At 38.3% G+C, this 17,804-nt stretch carries 17 protein-coding genes and 2 tRNA genes; 15 read left to right on the top strand and 4 right to left on the bottom strand.

What is annotated here, in order from left to right; all coding sequences use genetic code 11:
- The first annotated feature begins 503 nt into the window (after positions 1–503).
- The 3 genes from GVV20_RS07495 to GVV20_RS07485 all read left to right on the top strand — a co-directional run bounded on the left by GVV20_RS07495 (position 504) and on the right by GVV20_RS07485 (position 1,979).
- Positions 504–704, top strand: a complete 201-nt coding sequence (locus GVV20_RS07495; protein WP_159635679.1) for a cold-shock protein — start codon at positions 504–506, stop codon at positions 702–704.
- A gap of 109 nt (positions 705–813) precedes the next feature.
- The gene (locus tag GVV20_RS07490) at positions 814–1,569 is read left to right on the top strand and encodes a hypothetical protein (RefSeq protein ID WP_159741669.1); all 756 of its coding nucleotides are present in this window, start codon (positions 814–816) and stop codon (positions 1,567–1,569) included.
- Positions 1,569–1,979, top strand: coding sequence for a GNAT family N-acetyltransferase (locus tag GVV20_RS07485; protein ID WP_159648784.1), 411 nt, complete (start codon positions 1,569–1,571; stop codon positions 1,977–1,979). The genes GVV20_RS07490 and GVV20_RS07485 overlap by 1 nt, the downstream gene beginning before the upstream one ends.
- Here the strand turns inward: GVV20_RS07485 and GVV20_RS07480 are convergent.
- Positions 1,969–2,673, bottom strand: a complete 705-nt coding sequence (locus GVV20_RS07480) for a coenzyme F420-0:L-glutamate ligase (RefSeq protein ID WP_159635670.1) — start codon at positions 2,671–2,673, stop codon at positions 1,969–1,971. The two genes, GVV20_RS07485 and GVV20_RS07480, sit on opposite strands and share 11 nt — an antisense overlap.
- A 113-nt stretch (positions 2,674–2,786) precedes the next feature.
- On the opposite strand from GVV20_RS07480, the gene cls reads away from it, so the two are divergent.
- Together cls and GVV20_RS07470 are read left to right on the top strand one after the other, a co-directional pair.
- Positions 2,787–4,313 carry a cardiolipin synthase gene (gene cls / locus GVV20_RS07475; RefSeq protein ID WP_250690180.1) on the top strand — a complete coding sequence of 509 codons (1,527 nt, stop codon included), beginning with the start codon at positions 2,787–2,789 and terminating at the stop codon, positions 4,311–4,313.
- Between the two features lie 17 nt (positions 4,314–4,330).
- Positions 4,331–5,197, top strand: coding sequence for a patatin-like phospholipase family protein (locus tag GVV20_RS07470; RefSeq protein WP_159812669.1), 867 nt, complete (start codon positions 4,331–4,333; stop codon positions 5,195–5,197).
- On the opposite strand, the gene GVV20_RS07465 is transcribed toward GVV20_RS07470, so the two are convergent.
- The 3 genes from GVV20_RS07465 to GVV20_RS07455 are packed head-to-tail and all read right to left on the bottom strand — an operon-like array spanning position 5,179 to position 7,046.
- Positions 5,179–5,838, bottom strand: coding sequence for an RluA family pseudouridine synthase (locus GVV20_RS07465; RefSeq protein WP_236261759.1), 660 nt, complete (start codon positions 5,836–5,838; stop codon positions 5,179–5,181). The two genes, GVV20_RS07470 and GVV20_RS07465, sit on opposite strands and share 19 nt — an antisense overlap.
- Positions 5,819–6,679, bottom strand: coding sequence for a class I SAM-dependent methyltransferase (locus tag GVV20_RS07460; protein ID WP_159740632.1), 861 nt, complete (start codon positions 6,677–6,679; stop codon positions 5,819–5,821). The genes GVV20_RS07465 and GVV20_RS07460 overlap by 20 nt, the downstream gene beginning before the upstream one ends.
- Positions 6,666–7,046: a hypothetical protein gene (locus GVV20_RS07455; protein WP_159740633.1), complete on the bottom strand. Its 381-nt coding sequence runs from the start codon at positions 7,044–7,046 to the stop codon at positions 6,666–6,668. The genes GVV20_RS07460 and GVV20_RS07455 overlap by 14 nt, the downstream gene beginning before the upstream one ends.
- A gap of 126 nt (positions 7,047–7,172) precedes the next feature.
- On the opposite strand from GVV20_RS07455, the gene GVV20_RS07450 reads away from it, so the two are divergent.
- From GVV20_RS07450 to GVV20_RS07405, 10 genes are all read left to right on the top strand, one after another.
- On the top strand, positions 7,173–9,308 hold the full coding sequence (locus GVV20_RS07450) for an ATP-dependent helicase (RefSeq protein WP_159740634.1): 2,136 nt from the start codon (positions 7,173–7,175) through the stop codon (positions 9,306–9,308).
- Positions 9,305–11,287: an NAD-dependent DNA ligase LigA gene (ligA, locus tag GVV20_RS07445; protein ID WP_159740635.1), complete on the top strand. Its 1,983-nt coding sequence runs from the start codon at positions 9,305–9,307 to the stop codon at positions 11,285–11,287. Before GVV20_RS07450 ends, ligA begins: the two co-directional genes overlap by 4 nt.
- Positions 11,284–12,423, top strand: coding sequence for a CamS family sex pheromone protein (locus GVV20_RS07440; protein ID WP_159740636.1), 1,140 nt, complete (start codon positions 11,284–11,286; stop codon positions 12,421–12,423). The genes ligA and GVV20_RS07440 overlap by 4 nt, the downstream gene beginning before the upstream one ends.
- Before the next feature lie 8 nt (positions 12,424–12,431).
- Positions 12,432–12,728, top strand: coding sequence for an Asp-tRNA(Asn)/Glu-tRNA(Gln) amidotransferase subunit GatC (locus tag GVV20_RS07435; protein ID WP_159740637.1), 297 nt, complete (start codon positions 12,432–12,434; stop codon positions 12,726–12,728).
- Positions 12,728–14,062: an amidase family protein gene (locus GVV20_RS07430; RefSeq protein WP_159740638.1), complete on the top strand. Its 1,335-nt coding sequence runs from the start codon at positions 12,728–12,730 to the stop codon at positions 14,060–14,062. Before GVV20_RS07435 ends, GVV20_RS07430 begins: the two co-directional genes overlap by 1 nt.
- Positions 14,062–15,480, top strand: coding sequence for an Asp-tRNA(Asn)/Glu-tRNA(Gln) amidotransferase subunit GatB (gatB, locus tag GVV20_RS07425; protein WP_159740639.1), 1,419 nt, complete (start codon positions 14,062–14,064; stop codon positions 15,478–15,480). Before GVV20_RS07430 ends, gatB begins: the two co-directional genes overlap by 1 nt.
- Before the next feature lie 39 nt (positions 15,481–15,519).
- Positions 15,520–16,197, top strand: coding sequence for a hypothetical protein (locus GVV20_RS07420; RefSeq protein ID WP_236261965.1), 678 nt, complete (start codon positions 15,520–15,522; stop codon positions 16,195–16,197).
- A 61-nt stretch (positions 16,198–16,258) separates the two neighbouring features.
- The gene (locus tag GVV20_RS07415) at positions 16,259–17,437 is read left to right on the top strand and encodes an O-antigen ligase family protein (RefSeq protein ID WP_159740641.1); all 1,179 of its coding nucleotides are present in this window, start codon (positions 16,259–16,261) and stop codon (positions 17,435–17,437) included.
- Positions 17,438–17,551: 114 nt separating this feature from the next.
- Positions 17,552–17,627: transfer RNA gene (locus tag GVV20_RS07410), tRNA-Asn, on the top strand.
- 6 nt (positions 17,628–17,633) lie between these two features.
- A tRNA-Glu gene (locus GVV20_RS07405) sits at positions 17,634–17,709 on the top strand.
- Positions 17,710–17,804: the final 95 nt, after the last annotated feature.

Genomic DNA, 17,804 nt, shown 5'->3' with positions numbered 1-17,804 from the left:
CCTTAAATAGATAGTATCCTTATTATATATAAAGTACTAAATATTCTTTTGGAAAGGATGATATATTCACGCCACAAATTTGACAGTGTTTGCACGGTATGATTTTTTAAAAAATTTTTCTTGACTTTTCAAGATACACGGACTGGGGTGGTCATAATTTAACCGTTTGCTTGTGAAAAATACGGTAAAAATCATCAATCATGAAACAGGTTTTCAGAATGACGGTAAGTGGTATCAAGGGCTTTAACAGTGCATATCTACGAAAAATACACCTAAATAAAAAGTATGTATTTTGATGATTAATGGAATGGCTTTGAAAACGCTTCACAAATCCGAAAATGGATTGACACACTTCTATAATGATGATAATATCAAATTGTAATAAGAATATGATTGTAATTTGTAAGAATTATATCGTAGGAACTCAATGTGTGTTAAAAACTGTTTACCATAGTTTGAAATTTACGTTTGAGTACAACTTATTTCTGATAGGAGGTACTAGCATGAGTACAGGGAAAGTGAAATTCTTTAACGCTGAGAAGGGTTACGGATTCATTACTATCGAAGGTGGGCAAGACGTTTTCGTTCATTATTCAGCAATCGAAGCAGACGGATACAAATCTTTAGAAGAAGGTCAAGAAGTTAGCTTTGATGTCGTTGAAGGTCCACGCGGAGAGCAAGCAGCAAACGTTAGAGCTATCTAATTAGTTTAGCCAAAAACAGTAACTTCGGTTACTGTTTTTTAATGGACAGAAAGTCGCATTCTATCAGAATTTAGATTATAATATCTATTAGTAAATATTGGAGGAAATTATGGTATCACCACTAAAATTTGTAATTCTAGGTTTCAGTATTCTTGCATTGTTAGGCTGGTTACTGGGATACTACATCAAAATGAGAAAAGAAGAAACAATCGTTAAAGGCGTTATGTGGGGAGTATTGAGTTACTTCCTTATGAACATTATTTTTGCGGTTGCTCAAATACCATTTGGGGACATCACAAAAATGACATTTGGCCCGCAGTACGGCATGATCTGGGGAATAATGAGTGCAGTTGCATTCACGCTTGCTTCTATTATTGTTGTCCCAATTGCATATAAGAAATTTAAATTTACCAAGTGGACAACAACCCATCTTTCTTTTGGATTGATGATTTTCTTTGTTGCATCTACGTTAAGTACACTTACAAATATCTTTATGTTTGGTTTTGCGATTAATAAAGGAACCGCTGCGACTGTTTTAAACCCATCATTTACACCAGAACAGGTTGCGAATTTGGTGAACGAAGTTGTTAATAATCCTAACTTCTATTACGCAAACATATTACTATCTCGAATTTATGAGTACATCATTTATACGGCAGGATTTGCATTAATCATTCGTGGGGTACGTGAAGATAAACTCTTGCCTAATGCAGCAATTGCACTTGTACTCGTCTTTATTAACGTTGCAATTACGGGATTGTTGTTTAATCTAAACATGCCAATCGTAACCGAAATCCTAAGATTTGCGTTTGCGGCTTTCGTTGGATATAAACTGTACCAAGAGTTATTTATCAAGAAGGCATGATGAAAATCGAGTTAATTGATATCACAGATGAATATGATCATCAAGGCGTCGAAACGTTTTTGTATGATATTTTCGTTCCTGAAATGTCACGCTTCGTTGGACGGTGTGAATTTCGAAATGAAACAGGCCGCGATCTTCGTTTCTACGGTAATATTGGATATGTGATTTATCCCCCTTACCGTGGAAAGAATCTTGCTTATCAGGCAACGCTAGCTCTCTTTGATATTTTGGCAATAAAAAAACCGGATGTGCATGAAGTTATTCTTACATGCAATCCGGATAATATAGCATCACAGAAAATTATTAGACGATTGAGTGGCACTTATGTAGAAACGGTGGATGTGGATACAGACCACGAGTTATACCACATGGGCGAAACTCAAAAAGAAATATATACTGTTAAGCTTTAACTTTACGGATAATTCCTAAGGGTGTCGATTGCGACTGTTGCCCAAGGGGATTATCTTTTAATATTTTAACCATTTGGTCCAGGTCAATTGCAGAATTGCTTGATCCAAGAATATTTCCGCCTAAATCATTAATATCAACAACAATGACGTCAATGTCCTTATCGAAAAGTGCTTTAAGTTCTTTGGCAACTTCGTTTGGACGTTCAGGTCCTAGGACAACATATTCATTGTATGGTGGAATTGTATGTGATGTGGGACCATCAATTGATCGTGCTTTATATCCAGCGACGCGGTAGAAGTCACCTTTACGCCCAAAAACTTTCGTAATAGCGGCAACGCCAGCAGCAAAAATGATGCGTGGTGTTCCACATTCACGCAATGCCATCTCCATGGTTTCAGGCATACCCAAACCAATTCCGTGCGGTGTTTTTGTTACATAGTTTGAAAGAGTGTATGCAAGTTTACGTGGTTTCACATCTTTAATAGGATAGGCGCGGCCTTGCGTAATAGCAACAATTTTCTCAGTTACAAATAAAATATCGCCATCTTGAAGGAATGGTGTTGCGAACTCACCCACAACAGCATCAATCTTATCATTTGGCATTACCAACTTGGTTTTAATTGGTAAACGCTCATATTCTTGTCCATTAACGCATACGGTTAATGCTTTATTTTCATTCGCTTTTATAGTCATACAAATGCTTCCCTTCTGTACTTTATAATCATAGCGACTCAAAGGGTCATAAGCAAGTGATAACTTGCAATAATCAAGCGTAATCAAGTATAATTTCCTCAAGTGAGGTGGATATGAAGACACTATTACGTATAATTACAAATAAAATATTTGTCGTGGGAATCATCGTTGTTGCGGAACTATGGTTACTCCTGTATTTAGTATGGAATTTATCGCTAAACTATGCAACGATTTACTCAATCTTAATGTTTTTGGCGGTATTGTTGGTTATTTATGTTATTAATCGGAATGATAATCCAGTATATCGTTTGGCATGGACGATTGTGATTCTTGTCTTTCCACCAATTGGTGCAGTTCTTTACTTGTCGTTTGGCGGAAAGAAGGTGCCGCGGAAACTACGAGAAAAGATTACAGATGCTTATTCTGAAAATTCGTTCTTAGATTTGGATTATGAAGTCATAATGAATAATGCAGAAGCAAAAAATCCGCACTGGAATCGAATGCTACGCTACATTGTGAACACAACAAACTACCCGCTTTACACGAATACAAAGTCCGTATATTTGGAGTCAGGTGAAGTGAAATTTGAAGCAATGAAAGAAGCGTTAAGAAGTGCTAAATCGTACATCTTCTTGGAGTATTTTATTATTAAAGACGGTTTGATGTGGCAATCAATCTATGAAATACTGCGAGAAAAAGTCGCGGAAGGCGTTGATGTACGGTTGATGTATGATGATTGGGGTTGTGCGCTTTTTAAAGATTTGCAACAACAATGTGATGACGCAGGTATTCAAGCAATTGCCTTTAACCCGCTAATCGCCCAACTGGCAATTCAAATGAACAACCGAAATCACCGTAAAATATGCGTGGTGGATGGCCGTGTGGGAATTGTTGGTGGTATGAACCTTGCGGATGAATACATAAATATTGGCAGTAAATTTGGACATTGGAAAGATACTGCAGTTATGATTGAAGGTGATGCTGTTCACTCTTTGACGATGATGTTTCTTCAATTTTGGCGATACTATTCGGAGCGCATTGAAGATCCGTTGGATTTTCAATACACTTTCCCTCAACTCGAGGAAAATGTAGGGTATGTGCTACCGTTTGGTGATGCGCCAACCGATGATGTAGATATGGGATTGGATGCTCATATGTATATGATCAATAATGCCCGTCGCTACATCTATATTCAGACACCATATCTCATTATTGGATATGAAATGGTTATGGCATTGAAAATGGCTGCTCGTTCGGGTGTTGATGTACGGATAGTTGTACCACATATTCCTGATAAAGTAGTCGTGAACCAAGTGACCAAATCAAATTATCAAGATTTACTTGAGCATGGCGTTCGTATTTTTGAATATGAACCAGGATTTGTTCACTCAAAAACAGTTGTTGTTGATGATGAAATTGCAATGATTGGAACAACAAATATGGATTATCGCAGTTACTATTTGCACTACGAATGTAGTATTCTATTTATGGATAGTGAAACAGTGACAAAATGTTATGAAGACTCAATTGATACAATCAATAATCACTGTATTGAAATTACACTAGAAGAAGCCCTAAAAACACCATTCATTGTACGTGTTTTTAGATCGGTTGTTCGCGTCTTCAGCGGACTCATGTAAAAGAAAAGGTTGGAAGTATGACAAAGGATAAAATTGGCTTGGTTCTTGAAGGAGGCGGCATGCGAGGTGCGTATACCGCTGGAGTTTTAAACTGGCTGTTGAAAAATGATTTGCATTTTGATTATGTAGTAGGGATATCATCCGGAGCCTTGTATGCTGGGATGTATGTTTTGGATAAACCGGAAACCCTTAAGCAAGCTGCTATTGATGTTGCTGCAGATACACGAAATGTGGGGGTAAAACCCTTGATGAAAGAACGCACAATTGTTGGTTATGAGTTCTTGTATGATGCAGTTACACGTAAACTCGATTACCCATTGGAAAGTATAGACACAATTCCTGGTGATATTGAAATTGGTGTCTATGATATTGAAGGTGAGCAAACAGTTTGGAAAGACAAGTATGAGATTGCGAAGCATCCTCGTTATATCCAAGCTGCGTGTACATTACCAATAGTTGGTCGTCGTGTATCTATTGAGGGTCGTGACTATATGGACGGAGGAATCACGACGATGATTCCTGTTCAACGAAGTATCGATGCAGGTTGTGTGAAACATATGATTGTAACGACAAAGTCGAAAGACTATGTCCGTAAGCCACAGGGTTTTGTGTCAAGTAGTATGTTAAAAATCATCTACCGTAAATATCCGAAATTAGTGAATGACTTTTCAGATCGTGTTGATGTCTACTATCGCGAACGGAAGCTAATTGATTCACTTGTAGACGAAGAAAAAGCACTCTATATGTACCCAACAGAAGAGTTAGGAATAGGGCGCTTTAAGGGGTCAAAAGACCAGTTTGAGAATCTATTTGAAATTGCACATCGTGACTGTGAAGCACGACGTGATGAAATAATCAGTTTTTATCAAAGTGTAAAAGGATAACGATCGGGCGTATGACTTTCAAAAGTCATACGTTCTTTTGTTGTTGGATGGTCAAACGTTAACGTTGTTGCCCATAAGGCAATTTGTTGTCCAGCCTTTGCTTGCGGATTGTAGCGGGCATCACCCCACAATGGATGATTTCGCGATGAAAATTGTACGCGAATTTGATGTGATCGTCCCGTAATTAATGATACATTGACGGTTGATAAATTGTGTTCAGCATTGTAAAAGCTATTTAGGATAACTAACTCTGCGTATTTTGCTTCAGGTGTATTTTTGGACACGACACGCGACATATTTGTTTTGCGGTTTTTAAGCATATAATCACGTAGTGTTTGTGGCTCAAGAGCTCCTTGAATGACGGCGGTATAGATTTTATCAAGTTTGTGTGTACGAACTTGGTCGCTTAATCGGCTTGCGGCCTTGGATGTTTTGGCAAAAACCATGACGCCACCAACAGGGCGATCTAATCGGTGAACAAGGCCAACAAAAACATTTCCGGGTTTATTGTAGGTAACTTTGATATAATCACGTACTTCAGAAAGAAGATCATAGTCGTTGGATGCATCTTCCTGTGTTGGTTGATTTGGTTTTTTCTCAACAACAATAATGTGATTATCCTCATAAAAGATTTTCATCATAACACCACCTTGTCGTTACACCTGCAAATAGCGTTTGGTCCATTGTTGTTATAGGTAATCCAATTTCATCGCTATGTGTTGTCGTTGGGAACCCAGCACTTTGTAAGACTGCATCGAGGCTATGTCGCACGGTTTCTGGTTTTAAATCAGTTGTATAGGTATTAACACTTAGAAATAACGCTTCTTTATCTAAAAGTTCAACAGCTGATTGAAGTAAGGGCGCTAATTGATCTTTAATTTTCCAACGTTCGCCTTTGGGGCCGCGTCCAAAGCTTGGCGGATCCATGATAATTCCATGATAGGTACGGCCGCGGCGTTTTTCTCGGTTTAAAAATTTCATGACATCTTCGGTAATTGTCCGAATCATTTTATGATCAAGCTGATTCAAACTAATATTCTCACGTGTCCATTCGTTCAATGATTTGAGGGCATCAATATGGACGACTTCAGTGACGTTTGGTTCCATAGCACATGCAATGGTTGCCGCACCAGTGTAGCCAAATAAATTTAAGATACGAACTTCTTGAGAACTGGATTGAATAACGTTGCGCATCCAATCCCAATTAACGGCCTGTTCTGGAAAAACACCGGTGTGTTTAAATGAAGTGGGTCTGACTTTTAGAAGCATGTCACCGTATGTAAGGGTCCATGACTCAGGGAGTGTTTTGTTGAAATGCCACTCAGTGTCGAAAAAGGCATCAACGCCCATAGATGGAGCAACTGGTTTCCATGTTGCAACTGGGTCAGGCCGACGGACAACGATGTCTTTATAGCGTTCTGTTTTCATGCCGTTTCCGGCATCGATTACTTCAAAGTCTTGCCATCGGTTACTGATGCGCATTTTGAACCTCCGTAGTGCTGTTTGAGAACGGGTAAAAAACAGCATTTTCCATCAAGAAAATTTCGTGGTTTAATTCGTTTGTTTCAAAGTTTGGGTCAAAGTGCTCAAATGTCTCAAAGGATATTTTTGTGCCGTCAACATTAAAAGTATACGTCGATATATCGTTTAACATGTAACCTTGACGTTCCATCCATCCCGTTAACATCATGCTTTGAAAACGGCGTGGAACAAGCAATGTCACGCTGTCCAATGTATTTAAAAAGTTCGAATCAATGGATGTAGTGGCATCGACTAGCAAACCAGGAATCATCATTTCAGTTTCGTTCAATAAAGTTACTATATTTGTAATGGTTGTATAATTAGTCATAGGTCCTCGCTTATATACAAGACATTATAAGGCATGCGTGGTAACGACGCAATTTATTGCGCGAAAACTCGAATAAATCTCACAGAGTAAAGGGAGTGACTATGCTATAATAATAACGGTGATAAAATGGATTACATACAAGGATTAAACAATGAACAAAAACAAGCGGTTTTAACCCGCAATAAATACGTCCGCGTTATAGCTGGAGCAGGAAGTGGGAAGACTCGCGTCCTGACAACTCGAATCGTGCATCTTATCAAAGACCTTGGATACTATCCATCGAAGATTTGTGCAATTACTTTTACGAATAAAGCTGCGAATGAAATGAAAGAAAGAATGGAGCGAATGGACTCGGATGCAATCCGAGTGCATACATCAACCATTCACTCTTTGTGTGTTCGGATTTTAAGAGAAGATTACGAAGCTGTCGAGCTTGTCCGTAGTTTTACAATTATTGATACATCTGACCAACAATCGATTTTGCGTGAAGCATATCGACTTTTTGATTATGATCGCAAGGAACTGAATCCTCGCGAAGTATTATCATATATTTCAGCTAATAAAATTGCGAATGTCAGCGTCCATCAAGCGATGATGCTTGCAGGATCGAATTATCATGAAACTAAAAAAGCGAATGTCTATGATTTCTATGTTAAGCGCCTTAAAGCGCTCTATGCATTAGATTTTGATGATCTCCTTTTAGTTGTTAATAAACTACTTAAAGAGAATGAAGTCGTGCGTGATAAATGGCAACGCCGTTTCCGTGTCATTCTTGTGGATGAGTTTCAAGATGTGGATCATATTCAATATGGGATTATTGATAGTCTTGTTGGTAATGATAATGAATTATATGTTGTAGGAGACCCTGACCAGACCATTTATACGTGGCGGGGTGCAAATGTTGATTTTATCGTAAACTTTGAAAAGAAATATACCGAGAGCGAGACGATTGTCCTAAATCAAAACTATCGTTCGACGCAACATATTTTAAATAAAGCCAATCAGTTGATTGAAAACAACAAAGATCGACCAAAGAAAGATTTGTTTGCGAACAAAGAAAGTGAATTTGATGTCGAGTACCATAGTATGGATGATCCGGAATCAGAAGCATATTGGGTTGCACGTCAAATAGAAACACTTCACGATGAGAGTGACAATTACCTTGATACTGCCGTTTTATATCGATCGAATTACCTTTCTAGGTCGCTTGAAAAAGCGTTAATGGCACGCCATATTCCCTATGTGATTTATGGTGGACTTCGCTTCTATGACCATGCAGAAGTTAAAGATATGATGAGCTATTTACGAATGATTACGCATGGAGATGATCTTGCATTACGTCGTAGTATTGCAATTCCACGTCGTGGTATTGGTGATAAGACGTTAGACGGCATTTTTGATCAAGCACAAGAGCGTGGGATGACGATGTACGAAAGTATGGAATATGATGTCCAAAACGGTCTCGCGAATCCCAAAATAAGAAAGTATGTTGCAATGATTCAAGATTTTAAACTTATTGCATCTGAAAATTCAATTGAATATGTGCTGCAATATGTCCTAAAAGAAAGTGGTCTTGTGTCACATTTTGAAAAATTACAAGAAATGGAACGCATCGAGAACCTAAAGGAACTTGTGTCGGATGCGATGGCATTCGAAAAGAACCATGATGAAGGATCCCTTGAGGCCTACATTCAAATGGTTAGTCTTTATGGTGATCGTGAAACAGTTGTCGAAGGCGACTATGTGCGTTTGATGACTGTTCATGCCGCAAAAGGATTGGAGTTTGATAATGTCATCATTATGGGTGTTGCCGATAACATTTTCCCCAATAAAAATAGTATACAAGAAGGGAGTGGCGGAATTCAGGAAGAGCGACGTTTGATGTATGTTGCGATTACACGTGCTAAAGAACGACTCTATGTAACCAATAATATTGGTTATAGCTTCGTATCAGGTGGCTATGGTAAACCGTCGCGATTTATTCAAGAAATGGGATTACTGGATCAACCTTCAAATCCATTCAATCCAAGTGTTATGCGGGAAGAGGCACAAACATCGCTTGCAACATTTGAAGAAGAAGTTCGTGCAACACGTACAAATAATTTTAAGAAAGCTGATGTCGTCATTCATGATGATTTTGGTGAAGGGATCGTGATTCGCGTGGAAGATGATACCATTCGCGTTGCGTTTAATTTCCCACATGGAACTAAGACTTTATCACGCAAATTTAAAGGAATACGCCGGAAAGAGAGTATGTCATGATAAGAGAAGAAATTGAAACACTCCGTAAACAATTACATCAGTATAACTATGAATATCATGCACTCGATGCACCGACTATTTCAGATGTTGAGTATGACCAATTGTTTCAGAAACTCCAGACGCTTGAACAAGAACATCCCGAGTTCTTTGATCCGAACTCTCCCACACAAAAAGTGGGTGGTGTAATTGCTCAAGGATTTAATAAGATTACACATCGCTTTCCGATGTATTCATTAGGAAATGCGTTTTCGTTTGAAGATTTGGAAGTTTTTGATCAACGCATACGAACACAATTTCCAAATGTAGAATACATTGTAGAATTGAAAATTGATGGACTTGCGATGTCTATTGATTATGAAGATGGACAATTTGTGCAAGGTGTTACCCGCGGTGATGGCCGTGTTGGTGAAGATGTGACTGCTAATATTCGTGTCATTGACTCAATTCCACTTCGACTTAATGAAGACGTTGATGTGACAGTTCGTGGCGAGGTGTTTATGCCGGTATCGTCATTTACCCGTGTTAATCAAAGTCGTCTTGAACAGGGTGAAGATGTCTTTGCCAATTGCCGTAACGCGGCTGCAGGAACCATTCGGCAATTAAATCCGAAAACAGTTCGTGAACGGGGTCTTGATGGATTTTGGTATACCTTAGTCAATGCAGAAGAACTTGGGATTTTGAGCCAATCGGATGCGTTAGACTATTTGAAAAAAATAGGTTTCAAAGTTAATCCGGAAGTGAAAAAATTCGATACAATTGAAGCAGTGTATGCACGCATTCAGGAAATTGAACAGAATCGTGATACCTTTGGATATGATATCGATGGCGTAGTTGTTAAAGTAAATCAGTTCGCAATTCAAGAAGCTCTTGGATTTACAGTCAGAACACCACGCTTTGCGACAGCTTACAAATTTAAAGCTGAAGAAGTAAAAAGTACCGTTGAAGATATTTTTGTAACGGTTGGTCGGACAGGGAAAATAACTCCCAATGCGCAACTTACGCCAGTACAAATATCTGGGTCCCTTGTTAGCTATGCAACATTACACAATGAAGACTATATCAAAAATAAAGATATTCGAATAAACGACACCGTTAGTGTTCGAAAAGCTGGCGAAATTATTCCTGAGATCGTCAGTGTGGATGTTTCTAAGCGTAGTGCATCAGCAGTCCCTTATGAATTCCCCAAGCATTGTCCAGTATGTGGTGAAGTTTTGGTTCGATTTGCTGGAGAAGCTGATCATTACTGTGTGAATTCGGAGTGCCCAGCTAAAATTGCAGAAGCCTTGGTACATTTCGCCTCACGTGAAGCAATGAATATTGATACCCTTGGCGAAAAAAGAGTCTATCAACTTCATGATGCAGGACTACTCCAAACAATTCCGGACATTTATACATTAAAAAATCATAAAGAAGCATTAGGTACCCTTGATAAAATGGGAGAGAAAAGTGTTGAAAAACTCCTAAAAGCAATTGAAGATAGTAAACAAAATTCGTTAGAAAAATGGCTCTTTGGATTAGGGATTCGTCATGTTGGAGCAAAAACATCAGCTGTACTAGCTGCACATTTTAACACTATTGAAAATATAATCCAAGCAGACGTTGAAACCCTGCAAAGTATACCTGAGATTGGTGTGGTTATTGCCCAATCTGTAGCAACATACTTTTCATTAGAAGAGAATCAGCAACTTGTTGCCAATTTATTGTCTTATGGCTTAAGACCAGATTTTGCGAATACAGTTGTATCATCAAAATTTAGTGGAAAGAAATTTGTCTTAACCGGAACGCTCCAAACAATGGGACGAACCGATGCTAAAAAAATAATTGAATCACAAGGCGGTAGTGTCAGTGGCAGCGTAAGTGCGAAAACTGACGTGGTAGTCTATGGTGAAAGTGCAGGTTCAAAACTAGAAAAAGCCCAACAACTTAATGTAGAGACATGGGATGAAGCACGCTTTATAAGGGAGGTGGAAACATCATGAAAAAAATACTTACAATAATATTAGCGCTATTGGTTCTTACTGGCTGTATTCAAGGACCCAAAACATCAACGAGTGAAACCACCGAGACAACGCAAATCGTCAGTGCTGGGAAAGGTGAGTACTCAATCATTACTCCGTATTCATCTTCACCGTTACGTCAAGGCTATGCAACGGCGATGCGTGAAATTGATACGATAGAGATTGGATCGCGTTTGCAAGAGTTGTCGAAAGAGTATTTTTCTCCAAGTACGTATTATATTGCTGAGGGAAGTATTATTACACAAGAGCACTATCAGCACCTCATTAATCGCCGAAGTGATGATTATCCATACTCTTTAAACTCGCCCAGTGATGGTTCCGAACCATACGTTGAAAAGGTGAAAGATGAAAAAGGAATCGTTACAAAAACTGTAACCATTCCAAATCCAATGTTCGTTCACAGTATTTATGAAATGAATTTCTATAAAAACAAAGACAAAGCGGAACTTAACGGTATTAGTCTTGGTGTTGTATTAGATCGTAACCAGATAGTTAATCGTGAAACGGGACTCACTCAAGCAATTACCGATGAGTCGCTCTTCCAAATAGCAAATGACATTATCAGTCCTCGATTGGAATCGTACATGCGTAAGATTCCAGGTATGGAAACAATGCCAATGATGATTGGGTTTTACGTTCAGGACAGCGTCGATGATACATTGAATGGACGATACTTACCAGGTCACTTTATTGGTCATGCATACTACGATAATGCGAAGACGATTCCAACATTGACCGCGAATAATGAACGTTGGATGTACATGGGTTCAACACTTGCAACCCAGCAACTCCCTCAATCAAGTAGCAACTTCCAAATCTTCAAACGTCGTGTTCAAGATTTTATCGCTGATGAATCTGTAGGCGTGGTTGGTCAAGCATTTGTAGTTGATAATGAAGTAAAAAAATATGTCATTGAAATAACAATGGGTGCAAAAACACAACTTGAATTTCATGGACTGACCCAATATGTTAGCACGTTAATTAGTAGTATTGAATCAAATCAAGTACCCGTTGTAGTTAATATAAAACTTTTCCAAAATACACGTGCAGTCATTAACTATCAACCGGGAAGCAATCCAGTCATAACTGTTATATAGGAGGTAACATGGAAAAACTAAACAAAGAGCTTATCGAAAAATTAGCATCCGATCTGATGCTTGAGCTCCAACCCCAAGAAATTACACATATCGAAGAAATATCTAAAACATTCTTGAATCAAATTTCGGTATTGCAAAACATCGATACATCAGGTGTGGAGGCAATGTCTTATCCATTTGAAATTGAAACAAGTTGGTTTCGTGAAGACGAGCCAACACATGTTATTTCGCAAGAATTAGCATTCGAAAATGCGCCAAGAATAGAAGGCGATTATTTTGAAATAGTTAAGGTGGTTAATAAATAATGTCAATTGATACACTAAAAAAAGCAAATGAATCACTAAATGCAATTGTAAGTTATGTCGAGCACCAACCTGCATCAGAAGGAAAACTCGTAGGATGGGATATTGCTCTCAAAGACAACTTCAATATGATAGGAACGTTGACAACTGCAAGTTGCCAGCTGTTGAGCAATCATAAATCTATCTATAACGCGCATGTTACGGACCTTCTGTTAGCCTCAGGAGCTAACATTGTCGCTAAGACATCAATGGACGAATTGGGAATGGGTGGTACAAATTTAAGTGCCATTACAGGACCCGTAAGTAACCCTTACGATACATCACGCATTTCTGGTGGATCATCTGGAGGGAGTGCAGCTCTAGTTGGAGCGAAAGCAGTCCGTGTTGCATTAGGGTCTGATACAGGAGATAGCATTCGTAAGCCAGCGGCTTACGTTGGAGCGGTTGGAGTCAAGCCTACTTATGGGCGAATTTCTCGATATGGTGTCATTCCGTATGCATCGTCATTGGATCATGTTGGTTATTTTACACAATCAGTAAAAGATGCAGCAATAATGCTTGAAGTTCTTGCTGGTCGTGATAATAAAGATATGACGAGTTCATTTGAACCAGTACCTGCATATTCAGAATTATTAGACATGGATCTTGAAGGCAAACGAATTGGTATTTTCTCATCAATCCAGGATTACATGCCTGAAGGTGAAATTAAAAAGTCTTTCCAAGAATTCACAAACCAACTTGAAGCAAAAGGTGCTATCTTAGTTGACAAAAAAATGGACGAAACACTTTTACGTGCTGTACTTCCAGTCTACTCGATTATTTCAAACTCAGAAGCTGTTGCGAATCATGCTGACCTTGACGGTGTTCGTTATGGGGTCGCAAAAGAAGGTGATTCTCTCGAAGAAATTATGAAACGTACGCGTACATTGGGGTTCAGTGAGACCATTAAACGTCGCTTTGTTTTTGGTGCATATGCACTCGATGATAAAAATCAAGAAGAAGTGTTTAATCAAGCCAAACGTGTACGTCGTGTTATCGTGGATGCTTATGCAAAATTCTTTGAAGATGTGGATGTTGTTGTTGCCCTTGCGTCAACACAAATTGCACCGAAAATTGAAGGCCCATTCCTTGATGAAAAATCCGATCAATCACTTATCTCAGAAAACCACATGGTCATCAACAACTTTAGTGGTTACCCAAGTATGACAATGCCATTGGCATTAGTTGATGCGATGCCAATTGGTATTAACATCAGCACTAAACCATTTGCAGAAGCAACGATGTTTGCTTATGCAAATGCATTTGAATCACTCATTAACTGGAAAGGGGCATTCTAATGAATTACGAAGCAGTTATCGGTATTGAGATTCACTGTGAACTCAAGACACAATCTAAAATGTTCTCAGGAGCTCCCTTAGGCTATGGTTTAAAACCAAATACAGCAATCAATGAAATTGATCTGAGCATGCCTGGAACGTTACCACAAGTTAATAAACGGGCGGTTGAATATGGCGTTAAGTTAGCTCAGGCGCTTAATTGCGAAATTGATGATTTAGTTCGTTTTGACCGCAAAAACTATTTTTATTCAGATTTGCCGAAAGGTTTCCAAATTACGCAACAATTCTACCCACTCGGACAAAACGGATTGTTTAATATTCTTGTAAACGAAGAGATAATGACGGTACGAATTAATCGACTCCATATGGAAGAAGACACAGCTAAGCAATTCCATGAAGGTGAAAATACACTAATTGACTTTAATCGTGCCGGGACACCGCTACTCGAAATCGTTACTGAGGCAGATTTCCGTACTGGAGAACAAGCAGCAGCCTATGTTGATGCACTACGTCTTTTAGTAATCTATTTAGGAATTTCGGATGGTCGTATGGATGAAGGGTCACTTCGTTGCGATGTGAATATTTCAATCCGACCTGAAGGTCAAGAAGCGTTTGGAACTAAAGTTGAAATTAAGAACCTAAACTCTATCAGCAACGTTCAAAAATCCATAGAGTTTGAAATTGAACGTCAAAGAAATGTGATCGAAAGTGGTGACAAAGTCGTGACTGAGACACGTCGTTTTGATGAAAAACAACAAGCGACAGTCGGGATGCGTACCAAAGAAAGTGCTGTCGATTACCGTTACTTTACCGAACCGAATATCGCGCCAATCCGTATTCCAGAAGCTATGCTCAACCAAGACATTATTGAACTACCTGTTGCGCGTGTCATGCGATACCACAATGATTTAGGATTAAGTATGTATGATGCAACCGTTCTTGTTCGTAATCAAGAAATTGCAGATTATTTTGATACAGTCAGTGCCTTAAATTCACAAGCAAAATTAATTGTTAACTGGTTAACACAAGATATCCTTGCCGTCTTTGATAAAAAAGGCGAACAAAGCTTAGAATCATGGATTAAACCTGCATATTTTAATGACTTTATAGAAGCAATTCATTCCAATACTATTTCATCAAAACAAGCAAAAGATGTCTTTGCAAAAATGGTTGAAGGAGAATCTCCAAAAGAAGTTATCAAGAAATCTGGAATGGTTCAAGTTAACGATGAAGGTGCTATTGAAGCTTGGATTGAATCTGTACTGGAAGCAAATCCACAAGTTATTGAAGACTATAAAAATGGGCTGGATAAGTCAATTAAATTTGTCGTTGGTCAAGTTATGAAAATTTCTAAAGGACAAGCAAATCCACGCTTAACCAATGAACTTGTATTACGTGTGCTTGCGCAGAAAATATAAATCGTATACAATTTATATTAAATAATAAGGAGGATCATGATGACTCAAAAACAAGATCCAAAAATTAAACAACCAAAAAATAAAACTAAAAAGAAACATGACTGGTCATTCTATGCAATCATAGTGTGCCTTGTTCTTATTGCAATTCCAACAGTATTCCTCGGATATACAATCTTATCTGCAACTGGAGTACGCGGTGAACCAATTATTGGAAATCGCTTTGATGGTGATTTAACACCAGCTATTGAAACTACTGCCCTTGAAACGATACAGAAAAATGTCGAAGCATTAGGAGTCGCTGAAAGTGTAAAATATGAACTCGAGACTGCAACAGTACGTATCAACGTTAAAGTTGCTGAAGGTACTGACAAAGATGCCATTGCGTCAATTGCGAATCAAGTCTATGAAACTACCGTAGCAACACTGCCTGTGGGAGAGTATTTCACAGCTTCCGATTCCAAGAAAATGTATGATATTGAAATTAATGTCTACAATATGGTCAAACCAACTGAAGAACAAAGACCAAACTTTATCTACTATATTTACTCAAAATCATCCAAACAAGAATCACCTGTTGGAAAACTTGTAAGTGAAGCAACAGCACCAGAATTTGTAGAAAAACTAAGAGAGTCTGAATCAAAAGAAGGCGAACAAAAAGAAGCTGCTACAGATACAGAATCTGGTAATGATGTACCTTCAGAAGAAGGAACAGAATAATTGAATAGCATGAAGTGACACTATTGTTATAGTTGTCACTTTTTCTTGTGGTAAAATAACTATGATGACAGACATAATGACAATTGGTAAAAGATTAAATCAACAATTTCAAGAGAATTTACTATTCCTCTTGATTTTTGTGTTGTTCTTACCGAACTATGTTATGTATCCAAGTCTCATTGCATTGGGAGCATATGTTGCATATGAATGGGTGAAATTTAAAGACATTAGTTTTAAAAGTTTCATTTGGCCACTAATTGCTTACCTAATCGTCGTAGCATATGTTAATAACAACGTTTTGGGGCTTCTAGCAGCAATATTTATGCTTTACATAATCGCGTATGTCGGTGCGGTTAAACGGCGCATAACGCCGCGTAACTACATGAAAATGCAATACTATATTGTGTGGAGTTCACTGTTTAACTTTTTCTTTATATTTATTAAGTACCGTCCGCAATGGTTTTCGGACCTTGCGACGAAGGTGATGACGTGGTTTAATGTTGGACATATGCCGGCGTGGCAACTTCCTCCTTATGGAGATGGTTACTATCGTGCTTATTCAACATTTGATAACCCCAACTTCTATGCCTTCATTTTGCTAATTGTTCTATTAGTTTGCTTTAACCAAATTCAATTTCAACTTACATTTAAGAACTATAAGTTGCTCCTCTTTTACGCTGGAGCATTCCTAATCAATACATACGCATTATTCCTAACCGGAACTCGATCCATCCTTTTAGGTCTTGCTGTGGGGCTTGTAGGGGTTATTTTGGTACAAAGGAAATGGACACAACTCAAAATTCTGGTGTTTATTGGCTGCATCGTTGGGATCTTTATTATGAACAACCCTTCCATTTTTCCTCGGTTCATGGAAGTTGCCGATCATTCATCCATTCGCTTCCATATTTGGGATAATGCAATGGATGCCATAATTAAAGAACCATGGTGGGGTCACGGTCTATTTTCATATGCTTTGTTGTTTGACAATACTCATGCTCATAATATCTTTATCGAAAGCTTATTAAGTCTTGGTATTGTAGGAACGGGTATCTTAACGTTGTTTATTATAGAAAGAGCAGTTGATGTCTATAACAATGCATACTATTTAGACTATCCACTCGCAATCTCTTTACTCGTGGCATTTTTAGTTTATGGTGTCTTCGATATTCCGATATATTACATTCAAACAATCTTACTGTTTGCGGTTGTTTTCTGCATTCCGAATCGCAATAAATTCTAAGAATACGGCTTTAAATAGCCGTATTTTCTATTCCAAAAGATAATAAATATTTATTTAAAGAAAAGGCTTGCGTTCCGATATCTTGTATGGTATATTTTATAAGCACTAAGCAGTGCTTGTTTAGCTCAGTCGGTAGAGCAACTGGCTGTTAACCAGTGGGTCGCAGGTTCGAGTCCTGCAACAAGCGCCATTTATTGGCCCGTTGGAGAAACGGTTAACTCACATGCCTTTCACGCATGCATTCACGGGTTCGAATCCCGTACGGGTCACCAATTGTAAATAACACTCACTTCAATGAAGTGAGTTTTTTTATGCGAGTAATGAAAATGATTACATAAAGCATATTAGTAAATTTATGATAAAATAT

This window comes from Erysipelothrix aquatica (assembly GCF_009828775.2).
Classification (GTDB): domain Bacteria; phylum Bacillota_I; class Bacilli_A; order Erysipelotrichales; family Erysipelotrichaceae; genus Erysipelothrix; species Erysipelothrix aquatica.
This window is presented reverse-complemented; position numbering and strand designations above follow the sequence as displayed.

Excerpts from the sequence above, each read along its gene's own strand:
- cls (WP_250690180.1), top strand. The coding sequence starts at position 2,787 with ATGAAGACACTATTACGTATAATTACAAATAAAATATTTGTCGTGGGA.
- GVV20_RS07470 (WP_159812669.1), top strand. The coding sequence starts at position 4,331 with ATGACAAAGGATAAAATTGGCTTGGTTCTTGAAGGAGGCGGCATGCGA.
- GVV20_RS07435 (WP_159740637.1), top strand. The coding sequence starts at position 12,432 with ATGGAAAAACTAAACAAAGAGCTTATCGAAAAATTAGCATCCGATCTG.
- ligA (WP_159740635.1), top strand. The coding sequence starts at position 9,305 with ATGATAAGAGAAGAAATTGAAACACTCCGTAAACAATTACATCAGTAT.
- GVV20_RS07420 (WP_236261965.1), top strand. The coding sequence starts at position 15,520 with ATGACTCAAAAACAAGATCCAAAAATTAAACAACCAAAAAATAAAACT.
- GVV20_RS07495 (WP_159635679.1), top strand. The coding sequence starts at position 504 with ATGAGTACAGGGAAAGTGAAATTCTTTAACGCTGAGAAGGGTTACGGA.
- GVV20_RS07490 (WP_159741669.1), top strand. The coding sequence starts at position 814 with ATGGTATCACCACTAAAATTTGTAATTCTAGGTTTCAGTATTCTTGCA.
- GVV20_RS07465 (WP_236261759.1), bottom strand. The coding sequence starts at position 5,838 with ATGATGAAAATCTTTTATGAGGATAATCACATTATTGTTGTTGAGAAA.
- gatB (WP_159740639.1), top strand. The coding sequence starts at position 14,062 with ATGAATTACGAAGCAGTTATCGGTATTGAGATTCACTGTGAACTCAAG.
- GVV20_RS07450 (WP_159740634.1), top strand. The coding sequence starts at position 7,173 with ATGGATTACATACAAGGATTAAACAATGAACAAAAACAAGCGGTTTTA.
- GVV20_RS07430 (WP_159740638.1), top strand. The coding sequence starts at position 12,728 with ATGTCAATTGATACACTAAAAAAAGCAAATGAATCACTAAATGCAATT.
- GVV20_RS07415 (WP_159740641.1), top strand. The coding sequence starts at position 16,259 with ATGATGACAGACATAATGACAATTGGTAAAAGATTAAATCAACAATTT.
- GVV20_RS07455 (WP_159740633.1), bottom strand. The coding sequence starts at position 7,046 with ATGACTAATTATACAACCATTACAAATATAGTAACTTTATTGAACGAA.
- GVV20_RS07485 (WP_159648784.1), top strand. The coding sequence starts at position 1,569 with ATGAAAATCGAGTTAATTGATATCACAGATGAATATGATCATCAAGGC.
- GVV20_RS07460 (WP_159740632.1), bottom strand. The coding sequence starts at position 6,679 with ATGCGCATCAGTAACCGATGGCAAGACTTTGAAGTAATCGATGCCGGA.
- GVV20_RS07440 (WP_159740636.1), top strand. The coding sequence starts at position 11,284 with ATGAAAAAAATACTTACAATAATATTAGCGCTATTGGTTCTTACTGGC.
- GVV20_RS07480 (WP_159635670.1), bottom strand. The coding sequence starts at position 2,673 with ATGACTATAAAAGCGAATGAAAATAAAGCATTAACCGTATGCGTTAAT.